The organism is Anabaena cylindrica UHCC 0172 (assembly GCF_034931625.1).
Taxonomy (GTDB): domain Bacteria; phylum Cyanobacteriota; class Cyanobacteriia; order Cyanobacteriales; family Nostocaceae; genus Anabaena; species Anabaena cylindrica_A.
In genome coordinates this window covers 37,811-61,476 of sequence record NZ_JAYGGY010000002.1, presented here as the reverse complement: position 1 = coordinate 61,476, position 23,666 = coordinate 37,811, and the positions used below count along the sequence as shown (strand labels likewise).

Genomic DNA, 23,666 nt, shown 5'->3' with positions numbered 1-23,666 from the left:
TCCTGAATTCTGCTGTATCTAAGAACTGACAGAAAACTGATTTTTGGTGAATAAGTCTAGAACCACTGTCACCATACAACTGCAAGCTACAAGGGCGATTAAAACCAAAGGAGATAATTTTCCTCCGGCAATAGCTAAGAATAAAACAAAACTTCCGGCTCCTAGACGATAAGCACTCAAAATTCTACCCTTTTGCATTTTATCTAAAACACAAGTTGTGAAATTAATGATCGACAATACCATTAAGCAGAGCGCTACCCCTCCACAAAAAAGCCAACGTTCATTTCCTGGTAGGATATTAACTCCACTTTTGTCGATGATATGCTCAACTCCTACCCCTATTGCCGCTAAACTTATAGCTAAGAGTAGGTGAGAATAAAGCCAAGTCAGAAAGATTTTGATTTTCCCGACTTTCATAGTTTCTAATGGTGAAGCATCTACGCTATCGAAGTAAAGCCACCAGAAACTAAAAGCTATGCTCACACCAGAAACAGCAGTTAATACTGATGAAGTATCCCATTGCTTTTCTGCTACCCCTCTAACTACGGCGGCGACTGATTCACCTAAAACAATGATTGTAAATAGTCCCATTCGTTCTGGAACATGAGACATATTTGGTGGGATTTGAACTGCTAATTGACCTGTACCTAACGGAGTTAGAAATTCGATAATCAAACCTAGTGTCCAGAGTCCAAAACGCCAGGGAATTGGCAATAACAACGAAACTAACCAAAATGCAGCACCAATACTAAAACCTTTGACATACCAACTGGTTAAGGGATGGGCTTCTGGTACATAGTGTCCGGCAATCAGGTATTGAAGAATGAGAATACAGCGAGCAGCTATATATGAAATAGCAAATCCATGAGAAGATGTACTCAGACCGTGATGCAAATTTATCGTCAAAGCGATAATAATCGACATTTGTAGCAGAGTTAGCAAGCGATCGCCTAAATCATCAGTATCAAAGAGAGTGGCATAAAAAGTAGCCCCTATCCAGCACCACCAAATCGGGATAAACAGAGCCACAAAGCCAACAAATCCGCCCAGAGAAACATCCTTACTCAAATTGTGAGATAATTCTGCGATCGCAACTACAAACACTAAATCATAGAAAAGTTCTAGCCAAGTCGCACGTCTTTCTTCATGCTCCTCACCAATGCGTAATCTAGGCGGTTGCCACAAACCTTTTTTCATCCGTTTAGGTAATAAAAACTACTAATCGAAAACTATTTTAGGGGTTTTAGGAAATGTTTTTACAAAAAAATTATCGATCACAACTAGGGCTATATCTTAAGAAAATAGTCAATTGAATCACATAATTGACTCATAAAGAGGATAATCTCTGCTTTACTGCAAATTGTAACATTAATTTAATGTTAAAAGAATGACACACTCTTTCATACCAATTGCTGTATCATATTCAAGAGAACCAACATAAGCTCAGGACTTACGCAACTCGAATATTAGTAGGATGCATCAGAGGTCAAAAATATATTTATTTGCAGGATTTATTGAGTCACACTTATCCTACAATAGATGTTTATTGTGACACTTGTGTCAGTCCTAAAGCTATACTGCACACCGATAAAACCTTAACTTATGTCATACTGAGTCTAATGTAGTGCAGGGTATCCCGCAGGGATACTACGTGAAGCAAGCTACAGAATGACACTTGTAAACCTTCTTAAGTATACATGGAAAATTAAAATTAAGATGAATTACATTCATAAATTCAAAAGCAATTGGCTTAATTTTCAAGGTTCTACCTGAATACATATCTAGCCAATTTTGTTTACTTGAATATGAAGAGTGTTGACGATCAAAGTTTTAGACAGTATTCTCAATGAGTGCGACTGTAAATTATGATTCAAGCCTCTAATTGAAAAAAATGGGGGGGCTAACAAGCTAATATCTAACAGTGGAATAAGCAAGTACAGAAATAACCATTTTCAACTAATTTTTGTGACCTTGGAGGTATTTTCATCATGGCTATAGAGAACGCATACATTATTGGATCTGCAAATTTTGAGGAATGGAGTGAGGGTTATGACGCATCAGGGTACTTAAAAGTTTTACCTCATCCTGACGAGAAAGTAGTTTTCAAAGATCCCTTGAAACAATGGCAACTAGATCATCAAAATGGGCAATATAAATCCGCAGGTGCAGATGGAACTTATTATTCCAGTTGGGGACCTGATCAGGAATTAGAAGTCACCTTAGATATGCAGTATCTCAGCCAGATTCAAATTGATGGATTTGGTATCTTACAAGCAGGTGATGGATACATCCCTTGGCTCAACGATGAGACAACAGCCTATGAATTTCTGAGGGCTTACAATGGTTTAATTCTCGGACCATTGCTAGTTGTAGATCCTGGCGACACAATAAAAATTACACTCACAAATAACTTAGCACCTAGCTCAGTTGCCCCATCTGCTCCAGAACAAGTAACCAACTTACATACACATGGACTACACGTTTCACCTCTAGGTGCAGGAGATAATGTTCTTGTCAGTCTTGCTGCTGGAGATACTAGAGAGATCACAATTAAGATACCTGATAATCACTCCATCGGATATGACTGGTATCATCCCCACCTACACGGAATCACCAGTGAGCAAGTAGCTTCCGGTTTAGGCGGTCTTTTAGCAATTAACCCTCCATACGACCTGCCAGATTTAGACAAATTTAATCCCACAACAGAGCCAATCTATACCCTGTCCATTAAGACCTTTGGCATTCAGCAACAACTAAGAGATGCCAGTGATGATGATCCCTTAAACCAAAATCCAGATGGAATCAAAGTTCCAGCTGGTACACCCTTGGAAGTAATAGATGGAAGTTATGAACTTTCTGATGCAGTTTTTGGAGGTTACAACGCTAAACCTGCATCCTATGATCCAACAAAACCAACTGGAAATCCTCCGAATTCATCTGCATATGGCAGTGGCGGTTTATCAGAGCCAGTAGAAAACGTTATCCACACTGTTAATGGACAATACAACCCCACAATAGATGTGCAAACAGGTGAATGGAGTCTCTTCACATTCGCCAATATGAGTATCAACTCATTCCACATCTTGCAGTTGGTATATGAAGATGAAAATGGTAATCTCACCCCTGAACAAGTTACCTTAGTATCTATAGATGGTAATGCCAGTGGGATCGTAGAGAGTTCCAGAAGAGAAATAACAGAGTTTCCTGTCCTCAGTCCTGGTGCTAGAGTTGCTATTCAACACGCTTTTACCAAACCAGGTAAATACTACTTTCTTTCCAACGGTACAGAGGAAATTCTCAATTCAGAAGATGTATCCGTTTTAATTGGTGATGGCAAAGGCTTCAATGATGGACATTTAATTTGGGGATCTCAAGTTTTAACCACTGTTGAAGTCACAGGTGATGAAGTAGCGGTTTTACCTCCCTTTCCTGAAGTCTATGATGTTTTAGTGGAAGAAAGTGAAAAGATTAATGACATCATACAAACAGCTAAAAACGGTGATGCAAATCGGGAAAGAACTTTTACCTGGGATGCAAATGTAGGTGGTGCGATCCTAGCTGGCAATTTTCCCGACGATACCAAAGTAGAAACCTTTCAAGGCACATATACCATCAATGGTGAATATTATTCCACACATTCCGGTGAGAGTATGCCCCCATTGGCAATGCCCATGCTGGGAACAACGGAAGTTTGGAATATTATCAATAGATCAGGATTACCAAATCCTGACTTTGATGGTGAGACCATACCGGGTACTGATATTCCTCTACCAAATATTCCTTTATCAGAATGGCATCCATTCCACATTCATCAAAATGACTTTGCTGTTATAGAAATCAATGGATTTGAAGTAGAAGACATCGATCAAACTTACCTAGCTGGTGTCTTAAGCGATACTATTACCCTACCACCGGCGTATTTAGACGGAACTGCAACTCCAGAGAATCCCTACGGTACACCATTCAATAGTTTTGTCGATCCCCCTGGTACAGGTAAAGCATCAGAAGTCAAAATCGTGATGAGTTTTGAGGATTTTCCTGGCAGCTATGTCAATCACTGTCATATTCTCTTCCATGAAGATGCCGGGATGATGGCTGTTGTCAGAGTTATCCTCAACACAGGAGAGACTTGGATGGGGCTGGGGGTTGATGAGGATGCTCAAGGACAATTGGAGTTGTTTAGAGCTAACAACTATGAAGAAAGCATCACTCTTACACCTTATGGTCAAAACTTTAGCAAAGGAATTGATATTGCGATCGCAGATGTCAATTACAAAACCCTCGACACAGATGAAAACAAGAACGTTACTGATAACGTTACTGACATCATCACCATCCAGCAATCTCTACAAAATACTAATGATAAATTCACTGTTAAAGTCTTTGATGGTCAAACATTAATTCACCAGCAAGAAGCAGGGGCTGACGAAGTTACAGAAGCAGAAAACGCCGACCTCTTAATTACAGAATTCAATCCCTTCCAAAATATCACTGCATCCATTGACCAGATCGCATCAGTAGCATCTGGGGACATAGATGGTGACGGTTTCGCCGATATAGTCGTCGGTTTAGGTGGTGGCATCGCATCAATCATTGAGATTTATAGCGGTAAAGATTATCAGCTAATGAGTCGCATTAGCGCCTTCCATCACGAAGACTTCACAGGTAAAATCAACCTAGCAGTTGGTGATATTAACGGTGATAACTATGACGACATCATTGTTGGACAGGGCAGCGGTGGTACTGGTTTAGTAGAAATCTACGACGGTATCTTAATTCAGGAAATAGGTAGCTTAGTTGGCAAAGACACTGCACATGACACAGCACTGCTATCTCAAGTCTTCCAACCCTACGGTGCTAATTACACAGGTGAAGTAGATGTCACATCTGGTTATATCCTCCAAAGACCAGATGAACCCAATGACTTCCCAGTTCAAACTAATAATGCCAACCTGACTACAATTGCTAAGGATGATCAACCTGATGGTTATGAGCAAATTCAGGTATTCACCTATATGGGTGGAGGTCATGGTGGACATCATGAAAGTAGCTCTGATGAAGAAGAACTTCGTCTTGATGTATCATTAACTTCCGTTGGTAACACCCAAGAAATTTTGGGAACCTTTGCCGATCTTCCTGACTTTGACTTACCCAATGGTGAACCAGTTCTCTTTACCCGCAAAGAAAATGGTGAGTATGAAATTATTCACTTGGGAGCAGAAAATACACCAGAATCAGTTACCTTTGGTGAAGCCACTAACCAATCAATTACGGAAATCACCAAAGAAAATAACCAGGATATTTTCACTCTCAAAGGTGGCAGTAACGGCAAAGTCAAATTAAAAGTCACCCTTGAAGAATACAGTTCTAGTTTCGTCAATGAAATCGCAGTATTTTCTGTTGATGGTGATGATGGCAATATTAACGGCATAGCTCCAGGAGCATCTGGTTATACTGAAGCCGCTTTAGCACGAGCCAAAGTCATTTTCTCATCCATTGCCAATTTACCGACAGGCTTTCAGAACAATGGTTTATCCAGCCTGTTAGAATTTGACACTGGTATAAAAGTGAGATTCTTATTGGTTAATAACAGTACTTTAGACGCTGTATCATCTGGATTCACCTCAAACACCGAAGTGTTGTTTTCCGAAACATACCAAGAAATTGAAACTTTAACAGGTGGGGAATTTTCCCTCAAATGGCAAGATAAATCTGCCAACAGTAACTTTAAAGTCAAAATTAAAGCTACCAGTGAAACTTCAATTCAGGGTACAAGTTTCCAAGACGACTTGGCAGGAGAAATCCTTGATTTTAGAACTGCTACCACTGATATCACGGCTGAGTTTAAAATCTACCGAGAAGCAGCATTTGACAATTTTGTCGGTTTTTATCCCATCTTAGATGCAGACGGTAAAATTGATATCGACAATGATGGTCAAGCCGATTTTGCACCCGGTGATACAGGTTATCTCCAAGCTGCTGTTAACTTATACCTGCAAGATATACGTCTAACTGTCAATAACCAAGAGCAAGCAACTTATCAAGGAACTTTTGCCAAAGGATCAATCTTTGCACCATTTATTATTGCTAATGGCACACCAGAGGCGGTGTTAGGAAATTCTACCAACATTCCCGCAGTTTACTTCCCATTCTTAGCAGCCAATCCCGGTCAGGCAGATCATATTCGTCTACTAGGTAATAATATACTCGGCTTTGAAGATTTACCCAATGGTAGTAGTGACAATGATTTCAATGACATAATTGTGCAAATTAATGTCAATGTGGTTTAAAACCCTGTTTTAAATTAGTGTGGGCGAATCGAGGTTCGCCCCTACTGACTCCTGTATTCTGTTGGATAAAAATTGCTTTTACGACGTGGTGTGAGATTCAGAAAATGTTGGCATTAATAAGATTACTCGCTAGTCCAATGGTAATAGTAGGAGCGATCGCTACTTCAACTTTAATAAGTAGCCTTGCTTCTGCTCAGACAGTATTCACAGATAATTCATCCATACCCGAATCAACTACCCCCAGCAGTTCCATTGAACATCTGCTAGATAGTGCCTCTACTGTTAACCCTGATCTAGATCAAAATGACAGTGGCACTGATGAAAGTATGGCACAGATTAATAGTGTCGCTCAGTTCTCTGATGTCCAACCCACAGACTGGGCTTTTCAAGCTTTACAATCCCTAGTTGAACGCTATGGCTGTATCGCCGGATATCCCAACGCCACATTCCGGGGTAATCGTGCCATCACCCGTTATGAATTTGCCGCAGGTTTGAACGCTTGTTTAGACCGAATCAACGAATTAATTGCCACAGCCACCAGTGATCTTGTCACCCAACCAGATTTGGTTTCTTTGCAGCGGTTACAACAAGATTTTTCCGCTGAACTAGTTACACTACGTGGTCGTGTAGATTCATTAGAAGCTAAAAGCACTGAAATAGCAGGAAATCAGTTCTCTACTACCACTAAATTATTCGGTAACTTAAGAGTTCAAACCAATGCCTATTTCTCCGGTGATGGTAATCCCCAAGCAAATATGCAATACAACCTCTTCCTGGGGTTACTTAGTAGTTTCACAGGTAAAGATTTATTGTTCACAGGCATTGGTGCTACCAGCAGTAGTTTTCCTGAACTCGCCACCAACAATAATGGCAGAGATGTAGGTTCTACAAGAGAAGGTTCCAGTGATACCACTGGATCAGGTGATAGTTTTAACAGCGTCAGAATACTAGGTTTAGAATATCAATTTCCAGTCGGGAACAATCTACTCATAGATGTTGTTGCTGCTAATCGCTATCGTTTTAGTCCTATTTTACTGGCCAAATTTGCTCCTTATTATAGTATCGGTCGTGGTCCTGTAAGTTCCTTTGCTGAAGCACCCCCTATTTATCTTGTCGGCGCTGGATCTGGCGTTTCTGCTAGTTACAAAATCGTAGATTCGACAGTGCTAACTTTGACTTACTTATCAACTTTTGGCAACGACTCCAATGTCGGAGGTTTATTCAACGGAGATTATGTAGCTGCTGGACAGATTAACTATAATCCCAATCCTGGGCTGTTTTTACAACTTTTATACCAGCACGGTTACTTTGGTCCCGGTAATTTTGGCTTTAATAATGGTCAAACTTTTAGAGAAAACGGTTTTGTTGGTACTGCTTTAGCAAATCGTTTTGATGATCAGGGTGTGTTATTTGATGAAGCTTCGTCCGTGATTACCAATTCTTATCAGGTTGGTGGCTACTTCGCCATCACGCCCAAGGTGTTAATTGGTGGTTGGGCTAACTTAATCCAAGCTAGGCTCATTGGTAAAGGAGATGCTGATATTTGGACTTACTCAGTTCAAACAGCTTTTCCCGATTTGTTTAAACCAGGAAATCAGGGAGGTTTAATTGTAGGTATGGAACCTACCCTTACTGATGTGAGAAGCAACCTACCTTATCAACAATTTAAAAAGGATACGTCACTACACATCGAAGCATATTACAGGCATCAGATTACAGACAATCTCTCAATTACTCCTTCTCTCATCTGGATTACAGCACCTAATCAGGACGCTGACAATGAAGACATTGTGATTGGTGGAGTGAGAACAACCTTCAATTTTTAACTAATCTAGGACTTACGCACTGTACAAACTGCACATGATATGTATAACGAAATTGCCTAGTTTCAGGCTTTTGGCATCGCATATTAGTGCGGTGCGTCAGATAGAGACAATCTGTTAGATGCTCAATTATCGGGTCTGACGTGGTTGGTGAGCTTGCCGAACCACACCCTACAAAAGATAAAATTCGTAACCCATATTTGATAGATTTTGTCAATGCGTAAGTCCTATAATCAAGCAATATCAACCAAATTATTGGTAAAAAGTGCCAGTTTTAATCCAAGCCTTTTTACCAATCAGCAGATATTGTTAAAACAATCTTAATTTAGTTATCAGTTTAATAAATTATTAACTAATAATTATGTTTTGACAGTACATCCAAAATATGTGTATGGTAAGGGTTTAGACATTCAAAATTGATGTTTTGAATATGTAAAAAGTTATTAAAATTCCAGTCAGGGAAAATAGGTTCATGCCATTGTATGGTAGTAAATATACATATTGAGGAAATGCAATTTATAGTATTCCGACTTTATGATGTATATTTGCTAGAGGTTGGTTGTACCTGACTTGAAAATAAGATTAAAAATCCAAATGAGGAAATCTTGATGAGGGGTTAACAAATCTTGATTTCTGACTACGGAAGACAAATTTTAACTTTCAATGGTTACATAGTTGATAGTTACCAAGATAATGAGGGAAAAATCAAGCTATGAAGTATGAAAATGCCGTTTTAGATGATATAGAACTTCAAGAGAGTTTAAAACAGATAAATCCCAAATTTGGTGATTTTGTAACGCGCGTCGCAGGTGAAGCTTGGGGACTGCCATTAATCGACCAAAAAACCAAAGCCTTGATCACAATTGCAGTTGATGTAGTCAACCAAGGACAAGCAGGACCAGGAAGCCCCTTTGGCGCTCACGTAAGTATGGCTCTTAAACAGGGCGCAACTCACGCAGAAATCGAAGAACTATTGTTGTTTCTTTGTGCTTATGCAGGATTCAATAAAGTTGCCGGTTGTTTTGGCGCTTTAAATGAAATATTGGAAAAATAATCTTAAGCGTGATTCCGGAATCTACGAATCTTGATTTGTAGTTGAAGAGAGTGAAATTACTGAGGTACGGAAATACGGTTATTTGTAGAAAAATCAACTCCCGTTTTTCTATCAAAATCAAGTGAATTAAAGAAATAGAGACACCTAAGTTATTGTCAGTTTTAAGACAATAGCATTAGACAAGTTGAATCTTGTCGCTGAATCATCTTTTGCAAACCGTCTACCTCTATCTAGATCATAAACCTGCATAAAGATTAGCGATCGCTTGATTTAAAAACTTTGATTGTTATCAATTTTCAGCCTTTATTTGCATCAAAGTGACATCAACAGAAATTTAACTAGTGGTGGAAAGGGGGCAGCAGTAATGCTTTCAGTAATTAATAACACAACCAAAACCGATTATTCAACACGGGATCAAAAAGGGAAAGTAGCCTTTTATGTCCTCCTGTGGAAAAGACAAGGAATCTCTTTAGAACTTTTTGATAACTATTGGAAAGACGTACACGGACCAGTCTGCGCCAGATTACCAGGACAATATCAATATTGGCAATTTCATGTAGCTCATAACCAAGGTGGCTTCTGTCCCGATATTCCCGGTTTGGACTACACCTGGGACTCAGAAGATAACTTCGATGGCATTGCCGAGTTAACATTTGCAAGTGTTGCAGATCGTCAGACATGGTTTACAGCATCTGCCATTCTGATGGATGACGAACACAACTTATTCCGCAAAGCCATCGGTTACAACAGCAATCCCGGCAATTCTATTACATACATAGATAGAATTCCCACAGGTGATCCCAACGGCGAAGTTGCTGCCATCAAATTTCACGTCATGGTGAAAAAAGCCAATGGCGCTAGTACAGAAGCTTTTCGTCGTTATCTGACAGAAACATTCGCACCTCAAGTTAGTAGTAGTGACTCTGTACTCAAATTTCGACTGCACTTATTTGAAGAAGTAGACAACTCCCGTCCAGATGCCGCAGGAGTTGGTCATTATGAACCAGCAGCAAAGCAATATCATGCAGCTTATGAAATTGCCTTTGCTAATCATTTAGAAAGGGAGAAGTTTTTCGCATCTTCCCAGTATTTAACAGCAGTTAAAGATGCCGCTAAATACATTAAACAAATCCAACCATTTCCTGAAAGAACAGCTTATACCTTTGTTTACGATGGTCAGATGACTCTCGCTGGTCAGCGTAGTTCCTCAGTAGCAGAACTAATCACAGAAATTGGCGCAGTTAATCAACTTAAAAACGACATAGAATCTCTCATGCTAAACCAAACTCTTTACAGTCAACAAACCAACGGATTTTCTTCTGCCTCAGCCAGCCAAAACCAGCCCAAAGCAATGAAAAAGAGAACGAATTATTATACTGACTTATCAGCAGATTATTCTCGTCCCGGTTTAGTTACTCCTTATGTAGCGAAAAAACTGATCGAGGATGCAGAAAGAATTGTCGCCTTGAAAGAACCAAAACTACCAGAAATTGGTCCTTATTACACCCTGGCACAAATAGAGCAAGAAAACAGAGATTGGTGGCCTACCCATTGTGAAGCATTAAGACAAGGAAGAGGCGATATCTTAACTGGGGAATATCGCGACGATCTAGTTTATTTTTGTCAGGATGGACCATACCAAGGTTTAGAACAACAAAAAGAAAGAGAAAAGCATTGGTGGGCATTAATTGCTCAACCAGGAGTGACAATGTGCTGGCCTATTGTCATGTTTTTTGGTGAACATACTTACTTTGAATGGAAGTGTGTAGATGATGAAACCAACGAAACTCTAGCCAAAGGTAATGTAACTTGGGTACGTCGTGGTCATAGAGGTGCTTGTTATCTAAAAACCGAGCAACTAACTTTCTATCGTGACGTTTTTGCTGCTAATGAATTATTGACCTTGATTACTACAGCCTGAAATGAAACAGGAGCGAGTATACCAAAATGCGGTTCTGGATGACCTTCAACTTCAAACGGGTTTAAAACAAATTAATCCCAAGTTTGGTGATTTTGTCATTCGGGTAGCAGGAGAAGCTTGGGGTTTGCCGTTAATTAACCAAAAAGCTAAGGCTCTGATTGCGATCGCTATTGATGTTGTCAATCAGGATCATAGAGGTGCTGGCAACCCTTTCGCTGCCCATGTAAATATGGCTCTCCAGCAAGGTGCAACCCGTGCAGAAATTGAAGAACTACTTTTATTCCTCTGTGTTTATGCGGGATTTAACAAAGTCGCAGCTTGCTTTGCTAACCTGAATTTGATTTTTGATCATGTCAATAGCACACCAAGGATAGCAGAAATGCTGACAACGAATCAAAAGGCCACAACAGCCGATTATTCAACACGGGATCAAAAAGGGAAAGTAGCCTTTTATGTCCTCCTGTGGAAAAGACAAGGAATCTCTTTAGAACTTTTTGATAACTATTGGAAAGACGTACACGGACCAGTCTGCGCCAGATTACCAGGACAATATCAATATTGGCAATTTCATGTAGCTCATAACCAAGGTGGCTTCTGTCCCGATATTCCCGGTTTGGACTACACCTGGGACTCAGAAGATAACTTCGATGGCATTGCCGAGTTAACATTTGCAAGTGTTGCAGATCGTCAGACATGGTTTACAGCATCTGCCATTCTGATGGATGACGAACACAACTTATTCCGCAAAGCCATCGGTTACAACAGCAATCCCGGCAATTCTATTACATACATAGATAGAATTCCCACAGGTGATCCCAACGGCGAAGTTGCTGCCATCAAATTTCACGTCATGGTGAAAAAAGCCAATGGCGCTAGTACAGAAGCTTTTCGTCGTTATCTGACAGAAACATTCGCACCTCAAGTTAGTAGTAGTGACTCTGTACTCAAATTTCGACTGCACTTATTTGAAGAAGTAGACAACTCCCGTCCAGATGCCGCAGGAGTTGGTCATTATGAACCAGCAGCAAAGCAATATCATGCAGCTTATGAAATTGCCTTTGCTAATCATTTAGAAAGGGAGAAGTTTTTCGCATCTTCCCAGTATTTAACAGCAGTTAAAGATGCCGCTAAATACATTAAACAAATCCAACCATTTCCTGAAAGAACAGCTTATACCTTTGTTTATGATGGTCAGATGACTCTCGCTGGTCAGCGTAGTGCAAAAGTAGCAGAACTAATCACAAAAATTGGTGCTACCAATCAAATCAAAAATGATATTGTGACCTTAATGGTTGATGGTCATACCAACGGTAAAGGTTTAATCAATAATGGTCAAACTGATTTGCAGCATAGCCCACTGACTACTTCTGGGTTGGGTCACTTATTACAAGGCGTTCAACACGTCGGTGTCACAGTCCATGACATAACTAAGTCCCTAGAATTTTATACAGAAGTATTAGGAGGGAAACTAGTTGCTAGTGAAAGTGAATTAGTAGGTGATGTCATTCAAAATACCCTCTTTCAAAAAGAAGAACTGGATGCGATCGCTCAAGGAATTGACCCCAAAACACTTACTATTCCTTATCTTAGAAGTACAAAAAAAGACGCATTAGATGTCAAGTTTATTTCTTTTGGTAACACCGCTGTTGAACTGATCTACTTCAGAAATGCCGGGGAAACTAATGCCCCTCAGACTTCAGTTCCCAGTATTCCTTCCCACATTGGCAATGTCAACGCCATGCACATTTCTTTCAACGTCAAAGAAGGTGTTGATTTAAGTGTTTTTGCCAAAATGTTAGAAGAAGAATGCCATAAACGAGGGATGACAAATGTCATTTGTAACCGAGTTATCAACGTCAAATCTGAAGCCGAAAGGCGAGCAGTTGCCCTTAGATATAATTCTTTTAAATTTTGGAATGAACCAGAATCTTTAGCCGCAGGAGAACCAGAAGTAGATTGGAGTCACGATCCAATGGAAGGTTGGTCTTTGTTCTACTGCAAAGGACCAAATGGGGAACAATTGGAATTTAACCAAGTAACCCGTAAAGTTAAAACCAGCTTCCAACAAGGCATGGCAGAATATAACCAGGCCAACGGCACTACATTCACCTTTCCTGAAGCAATAGTTAATAATTCTCACCAGACAAAAAACGGTAAACATAATCAAATTGCCCAGATGCAAAATCACAATTCTGGCAATTTAACAGCAACCAATAATGGAACTATCTCCATGTCAAAAAAATTCCCAGGCACAAATACAGACTTAGTCAAAAGATTATTCTCCAGAGGAGAAGCTTTTGATGCCGAAGGTTTCATTACTTTCTTTACCGACACACCAGTTTATCAATTTGGTAACTTTGATGTCTGTTTGAATAAAGAAGCCATCAAAAAATCAGCCGATGCTTTTTTCAGTCAAATTGATGCGGTATATCACGAAATCAAAATGATTTGGGAAGTCGGCAATGTCGTCTTCGTAGAAATGGATGTCATCTATTGGCGGAAAGATGGTTCAGTCATCTCACTTCCTTGTAGTGACATCTTCCGAGTTGAAGGGGATAAATTTAGTGAACTGCGGATTTTCATGGATGTGAATCCCGTCTTTAACCCCAAAATTTTCGTTTCTCAATCTGCTTCTGTGTTGACAGTGAGCAAAGGACAGAAAATGCTTCCTCCTGACACAATGAGGAGACATTTTGCCGAACATCCTGAAGGGAAAGAAAGAGTATCCCAAGGATTTGTTCCCAAATGGTCAATTGCTGGACCAAAATGGTCTATCGGTGCTGAAAATACCCCCGCTACCTCAGCACAATTAACAGCTGTTGGTGAATTATCAGCCGCAATCATGGCTGAAGACTGGGAGAAAGTCAAAACTTACCTGACTGATGACCTGTTTTATAAAGTTGGTTCAGGTGAGCCAATGTATGGACCTAACGCAGTTGTAGATTTCTTTAAACAGACCTTTAAAACTACTGCCAAGTTTTATGGTCATGATGCCCGAAAAATCTGGATAGAACCAGATATCATCACCATTGAAATGGATGCTAAATATGAAATGGTGGGCAGTAAGAAACACGTAGTAGTAGCTTGTTGCGATATCTATCGAATGCGGGGAAATAAGGTCAATGAATGGCGAGTTTATGCAGATATGACCCCGTGGCAAAACTGAACTGAAATCATTTAGGAGCATAGTTATGTCACATAAAGTAATCGACCTATTACAAGCAGCTTTTGATCAACCAAATCTCCAACAAAAACTGCATTCTGCGGATACATCTGAACAGTTTGTCAAGATTGCTAGGGAAAATGGCTATGAATTAAGCAAAGAAGAATTGGCAGCAGCACTTGGTAAAGTTCATATAGTTTTTGGCCAAGTTGTGCAGTCAATGATGGGTGAATTGATGGCACAAGGATCACCAACTCCCAGCACAGAAAACATTTCTGGAACTAATACAGATTTAGTAAAACGTCTGTTTTCCAGAGGTGAAGCATTTGATGCCGAAGGTTTTATTACTTTCTTTACCGACACACCAGTTTATCAATTTGGTAACTTTGATGTCTGTTTAGATAAAGAATCAATCAAAAAATCAGCCGATGCCTTCTTTAGTCAAATTAATGCCGTATACCACGAGATCAAAATGATCTGGGAAGAAGGAGATGCGGTATTCGTAGAAATGGATGTCACCTACTGGCGCAAAGATGGCTCAGTTGTTTCCCTTCCTTGTTTTGACATTTTCCGAGTTGAGGGAGATAAATTCAGTGAACTGCGAATTTTCATGGATGTAAATCCTGTATTTAATCCCACAATTCCTGTTTCTGAATCTGCGTCTGTGCTGACAGTTAGTAAAGGACAGCAAATGCTTCCTCCTGGCACAATGCGGAGGCATTTTGCTGAACATCCTGAAGGTAAACAAAGAGTATCCCAAGGATTTGTGCCGAAATGGTCAATTGCCGGTCCAAAATGGTCTATAGAGGGTAATACGGAAATGCCATCAGAACAGTTAAACGCAGTTGGTGAACTATCAGCAGCAATCATGGCTGAAGATTGGGAAAAAGTCAAAACTTACCTGACTGATGACCTGTTTTATAAAGTTGGTTCAGGTGAGCCAATGTATGGACCTAATGCAGTTGTAGAATTCTTTAAACAGACCTTTAAAACTACTGCCAAGTTTTATGGTCATGATGCCCGCAAAATCTGGATAGAACCAGATATCATCACCATTGAAATGGATGCTAAATATGAACTAGTAGGCAGTAAAAAACAAGTTACAGTAGCTTGCTGCGATATCTATCGGATGCGTGGCAATAAGGTCAATGAATGGCGAGTTTATGCAGATATGACACCTTGGGGTGAAGCTGCTGGTAAAGCAGTTGCACTAGATAAGCAAAAGGCTTCCCAAGTGTTTCCAGTAATTGTGGTATTTGAAGTTGAAACATGGAAACAACAAGAGCTTTTAAACAGCATTGTTGATTACATGGAAAACCACGTCAAGCACCAACCAGGCTTCATTTCCTCCACTCTCCACAGAAGTTTAGATGGGACTAGAGTGATCAACTATGCCCAATGGGAAAGCCCAGAATTCTTTAAGAAATCCATTGATGGTAAAATGCGATCGCTCGAACCGAAAATATTCCAAGAACTTTCTCCAGACGGACATCTGTACGAAATCTATCACCAAGCGATAACTTAATCAATTCTCTAGGTTCAAAGCTTGAAGTAATAGAGATTGTTAAATTCTATTACTTCTAAAAATTACCAAGGATTTAAGACAATATGGCAACTGAGTCAAAAGGCAAAATAGGTGTACTCATTGAAGAACATTTTGACGGCACAGAATTTCGTCGCTTCAATGAGTATTTCCCTGAACAAGGTTATGAAGTAGAATACATCTCTCATCTGTGGGGTAATAAAGAACTACACTTTGGTTCTAATCCCGAAAATGATCAAGTAGAATATCATGTCACTGTCAGCACAGAAGTAAAAGATATAAATCCCAGTGACTATAAAGGGATCATTTGCATTGGAGCTTATGCAATGGATAGGCTCCGATATCAAGTCAATGTAAAAAAAGGTCAAAAAAATCAAGCTCCCGCAGTTGTTTTTCTGCGGAATGCCATAGCTGAAAATCATGTAAAATTAGGAACGATTTGTCATAGCCTGTGGCTATTTTGTGCAGATCCAGACTTAATTAAAGATAAAAAAGTAACTTGCGCCCATAACATTATCTGTGATGTAGAAAATGCCGGGGCTGAAGTTATCTATGAAGGTGATATCACTGCTGATTTAGTCATTGATGGTAATCTCATCACAGGTAAACATCCCGGCATGGTAGACCAATTCATGGAAACTTTTGTCAAAGAAATAGAAAAAAATTAGTAATTGCCATACATCCTTTACTCAGGGAATTTAGGTTAATCAATTCTTAACAAAACGAGGAAATAAATATGACAACAAAGGTAGATTTTACCTTTTCTGACTTAATCGCTGGATACGTTACTGAATATGACGGCAATAGCGACACATTTGGACTCAAGACATCTGATGGCAGAGAGTTCACCGTTAAACTCAGCCCCATGGCCTATGCTAAGTTAATCCAGAATTTTGACGAAGGCTACCCAGATGCCACTGGCAGCATGAAATCAATGCTGCTTCCCGGTCGCTATTTATTTACCTATGGGGTATTTTATCCAGATAGTGATGTATTCGATGCCAAACAGATAGTTTTTGCTGGTCGTCAGAAAAACGATTATGTTTTTGAGAAACAAGACTGGTGGGTAAAACAGATTAATGCTTTAGGGAAATTTTATCTCAAAGCTCAATTTGGTGAAGGTGAATACGACTATCGCAACTATCGTACTACTTTAAATCTAAGTGGTGTACTATCAACCACCAATTTCCGCCAAGAAACCGATACTATTTCTCGTCTAGTATATGGTTTCGCTACCGCTTTTATGATGACTGGTAATGATAGCTTCCTCAAAGCCGCTGAAAGAGGTACTGAGTACCTGCGGGAACACATGAGGTTTGTAGACTTAGATGAAGGCATCGTTTACTGGTATCACGGGATTGATGTGAAGGGAGAAAAAGAAGATAAAATCTTCGCTTCCGAGTTTGGGGATGATTATTATGCTATCCCTGCTTATGAACAAATTTACGCCCTAGCAGGACCAATTCAAACCTATCGTTGTACCGGTGATCCACAAATTATGGATGACACCGAGAAGACCATTAAGCTATTTAACGAGTTTTTACTCGATAAAAGCGAATATGGTGGATACTTCTCTCACCTTGATCCATTGACTTTAGATCCCTTAAGCGACACCTTGGGACAAAATAAAGGGACAAAGAACTGGAATTCTGTCGGTGATCATGCCCCAGCTTACCTGATTAACCTCTGGCTGGCTACAGGTAAACAAGAATATGCCGATATGTTGGAGTATACCTTCGACACCATTGAAAAACGTTTTCCTGACTATGAAAACAGTCCATTTGTGCAAGAACGCTTTTTCCAAGACTGGTCTAAAGATACAAGTTGGGGATGGCAGCAAAACCGAGCTGTAGTTGGTCACAACCTCAAAATTTCTTGGAACTTGATGAGGATGCAAAGCCTCAAAGCCAAGGATAGCTATGTCAACTTAGCCAAAAAAATTGCTGATTTGATGCCAGATGTTGGCAGTGACCAGCAGCGTGGCGGTTGGTATGACGTTGTTGAACGAACCCTAGCGGAAGGTGAAGATACTTATCGTTTTGTTTGGCACGATCGCAAAGCTTGGTGGCAACAAGAACAAGCAATCCTCGCCTACCTCATCTTAACGGGCATTCTTGACAATAAAGAATATCATCGTTTAGCTCGTGAATCCGCAGCATTTTACAATGCTTGGTTCCTAGATTTAGAAGAAGGTGGCGTTTACTTTAACGTTCTCGCCAATGGTATCCCCTATCTGGCTGGAGGCAACGAACGAGGTAAAGGTTCCCACTCCATGAGCGGTTATCACTCCTTTGAACTATGTTATTTAGCGGCTGTATATACCAATTTGCTCATCACTAAGCAGCCAATGGACTTTTACTTCAAACCCATCCCTGGAGGATTCCCCGACAATATTCTGAGAGTATCACCAGATATTTTGCCTCCTGGAAGTATCAAAATTGGTAAGTGTGAAATCGACGGGGAGCCTTATACCAACTTCGATGCAGAAGCTTTAACTGTCACCTTACCCAAAACTAGCGATCGCGTCAAAGTTAAGGTGCAGATTGTGCCTGTGTAACTATGGAATAATGCGGTGAGGGGTTTTTTCCCCTCATCCCTAATGACGAATCCAGTGAGACTTACTAATAAATATGGAAATTAGCATCAAGACAATTGAAGACATAAAAATCGCGGTTCTGACTGGTGATATAGATGCCAACACAGCATCATCTGTCACCAAAGAAGTTTTACCTCTAGCGGAAGCGAACAGTAAAATTATCCTCGATATGACTGGTGTACCTTATATGTCCAGTGCTGGTTTGCGAATGCTGCTGTCTCTGTATCGACAAACAACCGCTAAAGAAGGGAAGTTATTATTGGTCGGTTTAACTGAAGAAATTATAGACACCATGACCGTAACTGGATTCCTAGACTTTTTTGCAACTAGTGAAACTCTGGAACAAGGTATAGAAGCACTGGCTTCTAAATGAGAAGTGCTGAGTAACGAGTACCGAGTACTAATTAACGAGTATAAACTCAGTTGCTTCAAGGTTTGAACAATCAAAACTGTCCTAACCTATGTAACTACAGCTATAACCGGGAACTAAGGACTAGTAACAATGGAAAGAATTGATATTCATCCAACGCATACTTACAAAGATTTTAAATTACGCAACGGTAAACCATTTCCCTTCGGTGCTACCCTCGTACTAGGAGGGGTTAACTTCTCTATTTTTTCGAGTCAAGCCATATCCTGTACTTTAGTCCTGTTTAAGAAGCACGCCAAGGAACCTTTAGTAGAAATTCCTTTTCCTGAAGAGTTTCGGATTGGTAATGTTTATTGCATGACTGTCTTTGACCTTGATTATGAAAATATGGAATATGGCTATCGCATGGATGGGCCAAATAATTTCCAGGAAGGTCATTGGTTTGATACCAGCAAAGTCTTAATGGACCCTTACGCCAAAATTATTGGTGGTCGGGATGTTTGGGGTGTCACCCCAGACTGGAATGATATCTATCACCATCGAGCTAGAATTGGTTTTGATGATTTTGACTGGGAAAATGACCGTCCTTTGGAAATTCCTCCAGAAGATCAGATCATCTATGAGATGCACGTCCGCAGTTTTACCCGTCATCCCTCCTCAGGTGTTAAAGAAAAGCACCAGGGGACATTTGCAGGTATCAGAGACAAAATTCCTTACCTGAAAGAGTTGGGTGTCAATGCTGTGGAGTTGATGCCCATTTATGAATTTGATGAATTTGAAAATAGCCGCCCTAACCCGCAAACAGGGGAAACCCTTTATAATTACTGGGGTTACAGTACCGTTGGTTTCTTTGCTCCCAAAGCTGGCTATGCAGCTACAGGCAAATTTGGGATGCAGGTTGATGAATTGAAGACCTTGGTTAAAGAATTACATAAAAACGGGATTGAGGTAATTCTAGACGTAGTTTTCAATCACACAGCGGAAGGTAACGAACATGGCCCAACAATTTCCTTCCGAGGCATTGACAATAAGACATACTATATGCTGACCCCGGAAGGGTATTATTACAACTTTAGTGGTACTGGTAATACTCTCAATTGTAATAACCCAGTTGTCAGGGGGATAGTGCTAGATTGTCTGCGTTACTGGGCATCAGAATATCATATTGATGGGTTCCGGTTTGACTTGGCAGCGATTTTAGGACGAGATCCTTGGGGCGCACCTTTAGCAAATCCACCACTGCTAGAATCGTTGGCCTTTGACCCCATTCTGGCTAAGTGTAAACTGATTGCTGAAGCTTGGGATGCAGGTGGTTTATACCAAGTGGGTTCCTTCCCTGCCTATGGACGTTGGGCAGAATGGAATGGTAAGTACCGTGATGGTATTCGTAAATTTTTGAAGGGAGATGGTACAGTTGGGGATGCTGCCCAACGTTTGCAAGGTTCTCCTGATTTGTATGCTTGGTCTGGTCGTGCGCCGGCAACATCAATTAATTTCATTACTGCCCACGATGGCTTCACAATGATGGATTTGGTTTCCTATGATGGGAAACATAATGAAGCCAATGGCGAAAATAATAATGATGGCACGAATGATAATGATAGCTGGAACTGTGGCTGGGAAGGGCCAACAGATGATCCTGGCATTAATGCTTTGCGCCGTCGTCAGATTAAAAATGCTTTGGCAATGCTGATGGTGAGTCAGGGTGTACCGATGATTCTCATGGGTGATGAGTTGGGACGGACTCAATATGGGAATAATAATACTTATTGCCACGATAATGATTTGAACTGGTTAGACTGGAATTTGTTAAAAACTAATGCAGATTTGTTTAAGTTTGTGAGACATTGCATTGTTTTTCGCAACGCTCATCCAGTTTTGAGAAATCAATGGCACTTCCAAAATCGGGATTATGTGGGCAGTGGCTATGCAGATATTACATGGCATGGCACACAAGCCTGGAATGCTGATTGGTCTGATTCTAGCCGGACTCTGGCTTTTATGCTCTGCGGTAAACACGCAAAGCAAGGAACTGTTGAAGATAATTATATCTACGTAGCAATGAATATGCACTGGCAAGCTCAGTGGTTTGAGATTCCCAGTTTGCCAGTAGGAATGAATTGGCATATCTTTGCTAATACTGGTGCTATATCACCGGATGATAGCTGGGAACCTGGTACAGAACCTAGACTAGAAAATCAATCAGGGTTGCTCATGGGCGATCGCTCTGTGGCAATCTTAGTAGGTAAATAAATTTCCATTTGCCTTGCTGATAATTTGCTCTCTAGCAATTGTCAACTTTAAAATCGTTGCTCACAATTCAACTACTCACAGGAAATTATGGCTTTCAACGCAACTCTAGAAACAAGTGATGACATCGCTAAAATTACCTTATCTGGAGAACTGGATGCAAGTACAGCATCAGAGCTAAAGACAAAGGTGGAAGAGGCTGCTGCCCAAAATCCCAAAAGTTTGGTTTTGATGATGGCAGACCTAGAATATATGGCCAGCGCCGGACTACGGGTGCTAATTTTCGCTAAACAAAAGATGGGTGCAGTGAATATTTACATAGTCGGCGCTCAAAAAGACACAGTTTTGGAGACAATTATCAAAACTGGCTTTCACCACAGTGTCATTTTGCTAGACGAGTATGACGCTGCAAAAATAGGAAAGGCGTAGAAATCTCAATAGACATCTGGTGAAAAAGTAGAGACGTTGCCTACAACTTCTCTACAAGGGTTGTAGAAAACGCATATTTAAATTCGGTCGATGTCTATATAGATACCAATCTGCGTTTCTGAATGGAGCGCAGAGATTCAATCTGATTATCCCAGGATACCAACACCACCGTATGTTATGGAAACTTTAACCGTATCGGGAACACTAGACTCTTTGGGAGCGATCGCTAAATATGTGATGACAGCAGCTGAGTCAGCAGGCTTGGATAAAAAAGCCACCTATAAACTGCGTCTGGCAGTAGACGAAATAGCTACCAATATCATTATGCATGGCTATGAAGAAGCAGGATTGACTGGTAAATTAGATATATCTAGCGATCGCCAAGAATCAACCTTAACTATCTGCATAGAAGATACTGGTGCTAGATACGATCCTTACGAAATGGTAACTGTCGAATCTGAAGAATTAAATAAGCGTTTAGAAGAACGCCGCATGGGTGGACTAGGAGTATACTTGGCAATTCAGGGTGTGGATCAATATTTTTATGAGCGAGTAGGAGAAAAGAATCGTAATATCTTTGTAGTCAATTACTAATAGTCAAGTTATGGATGTTTGTTTAGGCTATGATATTGAGGTAATTCAGCCCCCATTAATCTAAGTTAACTAGGTTAAGCAATTGAAAAATATGCATACATACAGGTTTTTAGCATCTATCTTTTCAGAAAAGTCACTTTAAATTGACAGCTTGAATCATTTGCTTAGGGGAATATGAATTCTAACCATCAATCTCAACAACAAGTAGATTACCAAGAACTAGAAGCGCTACGTCGAGAAGTAGCAGAACTCAGAAATGAAGAAGCTGCTTTTAATGCCCAAAGTAAGTTGCTAGAAAAATTAGTATCAATGGCACGCTCCTCCACAGAAGGAGAGGTATTAAAAGAAGCATTACAGACTACATTAGATGTCGCTACCGATCAAACCAAATCTGAAAAAGGCAGTCTATTTTTACTTGAACCTTCTGGGAAGGTAGCTGATGCAATCCTCTCACGCACAGAAGTAACAGCAGAAAAGCGGAAAAGCCTGATTGGTAGTGTCTTAGATCAGGGGCTTGCTGGTTGGGTGATCCGTAACCGTCAAATCGGATTAATTGCAGATACTGAGTGTGATGAGCGCTGGTTCACCTTTGCCGATCAGCCTTACATTGTCCGTTCTGCCTTAGCTGTTCCCATTATCAGAGGTGAAGAGTTACTAGGAATTATCACCCTATTGCACTCTCAGCCAGGACATTTTAGTCAAGAAACAGCCAATCTCATGCTACTCACAGCAGACCAAATGGCTTTAGTATTGGAAAATGCCCGTCTCTATTCAAAACTTAATAAATATTCCAAAGCTCTTGATGCTGAATTAGAAAAGGGACGGCAAATTCAGATTGATTTTCTCCCCTATGAACTAGTTAAACTTCCCAACTGGGAAATTGCATCCTGCTTTCACCCAGCCCGTCAGGTAGCTGGAGACTTCTACGACACTTTTGAACTTCCTAATAACCAGATAGGATTAGTAATTGCGGATGTATGTGATAAAGGGGTAGGAGCAGCATTATTTATGGCTCTGATGAGAAGCTTAATCCGTGTCTTTTCTTCAGAAACTCAATTGCGCGGTATTGCCAATCAGGTTCTGCAAGACAATCAGCCCAGTGGTGGTTGGATTGGTAAGTCTATTGCTACAAACTTAGCTCATGTCAAAGCACTCCAAGCAGTTTCCAGAACTAATGAATATGTTGCCAAAAATCATTGGCAAATGAGTATGTTTGCCACCATGTTTTTTGGTGTTCTAGAGGCAGAAACAGGTATACTTACTTATATTAATGGTGGACATGAGTCGCTGTTTGTTATTGATAAATCTGGCATTAAGAAAACTCTTAAATCTACTGGACCGGCAGTGGGAATGATGCCGGGAATGAAATTTCAAATCGAGCAAATTCTGCTTGAACCTAGTGATATATTGATTGGTTATACTGATGGAGTAACTGAAGGTAAAAACCCTGAAGGTAAGTTATTTACAGACAAGCGACTGCGAGATATTCTAGAGCAACCATCCACTTCTGCTATTGATTTGCTGAATGCGATTAAGACCAATTTATTTGATTTTATTGCTGATGCACCACAGTTTGATGATATTACAATGCTCTGTGTGCGAAGGAAATGATTAATAAGGTTGTGGGGTATGG

The 23,666-nt window shown here is 40.3% G+C and carries 14 protein-coding genes; 13 read left to right on the top strand and 1 reads right to left on the bottom strand.

Features of this window, described 5'->3' with window-relative positions:
- Window positions 1-18: 18 nt before the first annotated feature.
- Window positions 19-1,197, bottom strand: coding sequence for a low temperature requirement protein A (locus tag VB713_RS00995; RefSeq protein ID WP_323309721.1), 1,179 nt, complete (start codon window positions 1,195-1,197; stop codon window positions 19-21).
- 791 nt (window positions 1,198-1,988) lie between these two features.
- Here VB713_RS00995 and VB713_RS00990 point away from each other — a divergent pair.
- From VB713_RS00990 to VB713_RS00930, 13 genes are all read left to right on the top strand, one after another.
- Entirely contained in the window at window positions 1,989-6,290 is a 4,302-nt protein-coding gene (locus VB713_RS00990) for a DUF4114 domain-containing protein (RefSeq protein ID WP_323309720.1), read from the top strand.
- Between the two features lie 104 nt (window positions 6,291-6,394).
- Window positions 6,395-8,116, top strand: a complete 1,722-nt coding sequence (locus tag VB713_RS00985) for an iron uptake porin (protein ID WP_323309719.1) — start codon at window positions 6,395-6,397, stop codon at window positions 8,114-8,116.
- Window positions 8,117-8,825: 709 nt separating this feature from the next.
- Entirely contained in the window at window positions 8,826-9,167 is a 342-nt protein-coding gene (locus tag VB713_RS00980; protein ID WP_323309718.1) for a carboxymuconolactone decarboxylase family protein, read from the top strand.
- 364 nt (window positions 9,168-9,531) lie between these two features.
- Complete coding sequence (locus VB713_RS00975; protein WP_323309717.1) at window positions 9,532-11,088, top strand: EthD domain-containing protein; 1,557 nt, start codon at window positions 9,532-9,534, stop codon at window positions 11,086-11,088.
- A 1-nt stretch (window position 11,089) separates the two neighbouring features.
- Entirely contained in the window at window positions 11,090-14,254 is a 3,165-nt protein-coding gene (locus VB713_RS00970) for a nuclear transport factor 2 family protein (RefSeq protein ID WP_323309716.1), read from the top strand.
- Window positions 14,255-14,279: 25 nt separating this feature from the next.
- On the top strand, window positions 14,280-15,776 hold the full coding sequence (locus VB713_RS00965) for a nuclear transport factor 2 family protein (RefSeq protein WP_323309715.1): 1,497 nt from the start codon (window positions 14,280-14,282) through the stop codon (window positions 15,774-15,776).
- A gap of 83 nt (window positions 15,777-15,859) precedes the next feature.
- On the top strand, window positions 15,860-16,462 hold the full coding sequence (locus VB713_RS00960) for a DJ-1/PfpI family protein (RefSeq protein WP_323309714.1): 603 nt from the start codon (window positions 15,860-15,862) through the stop codon (window positions 16,460-16,462).
- Window positions 16,463-16,530: 68 nt separating this feature from the next.
- The gene (locus VB713_RS00955; RefSeq protein WP_323309713.1) at window positions 16,531-18,351 is read left to right on the top strand and encodes an AGE family epimerase/isomerase; all 1,821 of its coding nucleotides are present in this window, start codon (window positions 16,531-16,533) and stop codon (window positions 18,349-18,351) included.
- 73 nt (window positions 18,352-18,424) lie between these two features.
- Entirely contained in the window at window positions 18,425-18,763 is a 339-nt protein-coding gene (locus VB713_RS00950) for an anti-sigma factor antagonist (protein ID WP_323309712.1), read from the top strand.
- A 129-nt stretch (window positions 18,764-18,892) separates the two neighbouring features.
- Window positions 18,893-21,013 carry a glycogen debranching protein GlgX gene (gene glgX, locus VB713_RS00945; protein ID WP_323309711.1) on the top strand — a complete coding sequence of 707 codons (2,121 nt, stop codon included), beginning with the start codon at window positions 18,893-18,895 and terminating at the stop codon, window positions 21,011-21,013.
- Window positions 21,014-21,100: 87 nt separating this feature from the next.
- Window positions 21,101-21,439, top strand: a complete 339-nt coding sequence (locus tag VB713_RS00940; protein WP_323309710.1) for an anti-sigma factor antagonist — start codon at window positions 21,101-21,103, stop codon at window positions 21,437-21,439.
- Between the two features lie 177 nt (window positions 21,440-21,616).
- On the top strand, window positions 21,617-22,033 hold the full coding sequence (locus VB713_RS00935; RefSeq protein WP_323309709.1) for an ATP-binding protein: 417 nt from the start codon (window positions 21,617-21,619) through the stop codon (window positions 22,031-22,033).
- A gap of 174 nt (window positions 22,034-22,207) precedes the next feature.
- On the top strand, window positions 22,208-23,644 hold the full coding sequence (locus VB713_RS00930; protein ID WP_323309708.1) for a PP2C family protein-serine/threonine phosphatase: 1,437 nt from the start codon (window positions 22,208-22,210) through the stop codon (window positions 23,642-23,644).
- Window positions 23,645-23,666: the final 22 nt, after the last annotated feature.

Excerpts from the sequence above, each read along its gene's own strand:
- VB713_RS00995 (WP_323309721.1), bottom strand. The coding sequence starts at position 1,197 with ATGAAAAAAGGTTTGTGGCAACCGCCTAGATTACGCATTGGTGAGGAG.
- VB713_RS00990 (WP_323309720.1), top strand. The coding sequence starts at position 1,989 with ATGGCTATAGAGAACGCATACATTATTGGATCTGCAAATTTTGAGGAA.
- VB713_RS00985 (WP_323309719.1), top strand. The coding sequence starts at position 6,395 with ATGTTGGCATTAATAAGATTACTCGCTAGTCCAATGGTAATAGTAGGA.
- VB713_RS00980 (WP_323309718.1), top strand. The coding sequence starts at position 8,826 with ATGAAGTATGAAAATGCCGTTTTAGATGATATAGAACTTCAAGAGAGT.
- VB713_RS00975 (WP_323309717.1), top strand. The coding sequence starts at position 9,532 with ATGCTTTCAGTAATTAATAACACAACCAAAACCGATTATTCAACACGG.
- VB713_RS00970 (WP_323309716.1), top strand. The coding sequence starts at position 11,090 with ATGAAACAGGAGCGAGTATACCAAAATGCGGTTCTGGATGACCTTCAA.
- VB713_RS00965 (WP_323309715.1), top strand. The coding sequence starts at position 14,280 with ATGTCACATAAAGTAATCGACCTATTACAAGCAGCTTTTGATCAACCA.
- VB713_RS00960 (WP_323309714.1), top strand. The coding sequence starts at position 15,860 with ATGGCAACTGAGTCAAAAGGCAAAATAGGTGTACTCATTGAAGAACAT.
- VB713_RS00955 (WP_323309713.1), top strand. The coding sequence starts at position 16,531 with ATGACAACAAAGGTAGATTTTACCTTTTCTGACTTAATCGCTGGATAC.
- VB713_RS00950 (WP_323309712.1), top strand. The coding sequence starts at position 18,425 with ATGGAAATTAGCATCAAGACAATTGAAGACATAAAAATCGCGGTTCTG.
- glgX (WP_323309711.1), top strand. The coding sequence starts at position 18,893 with ATGGAAAGAATTGATATTCATCCAACGCATACTTACAAAGATTTTAAA.
- VB713_RS00940 (WP_323309710.1), top strand. The coding sequence starts at position 21,101 with ATGGCTTTCAACGCAACTCTAGAAACAAGTGATGACATCGCTAAAATT.
- VB713_RS00935 (WP_323309709.1), top strand. The coding sequence starts at position 21,617 with ATGGAAACTTTAACCGTATCGGGAACACTAGACTCTTTGGGAGCGATC.
- VB713_RS00930 (WP_323309708.1), top strand. The coding sequence starts at position 22,208 with ATGAATTCTAACCATCAATCTCAACAACAAGTAGATTACCAAGAACTA.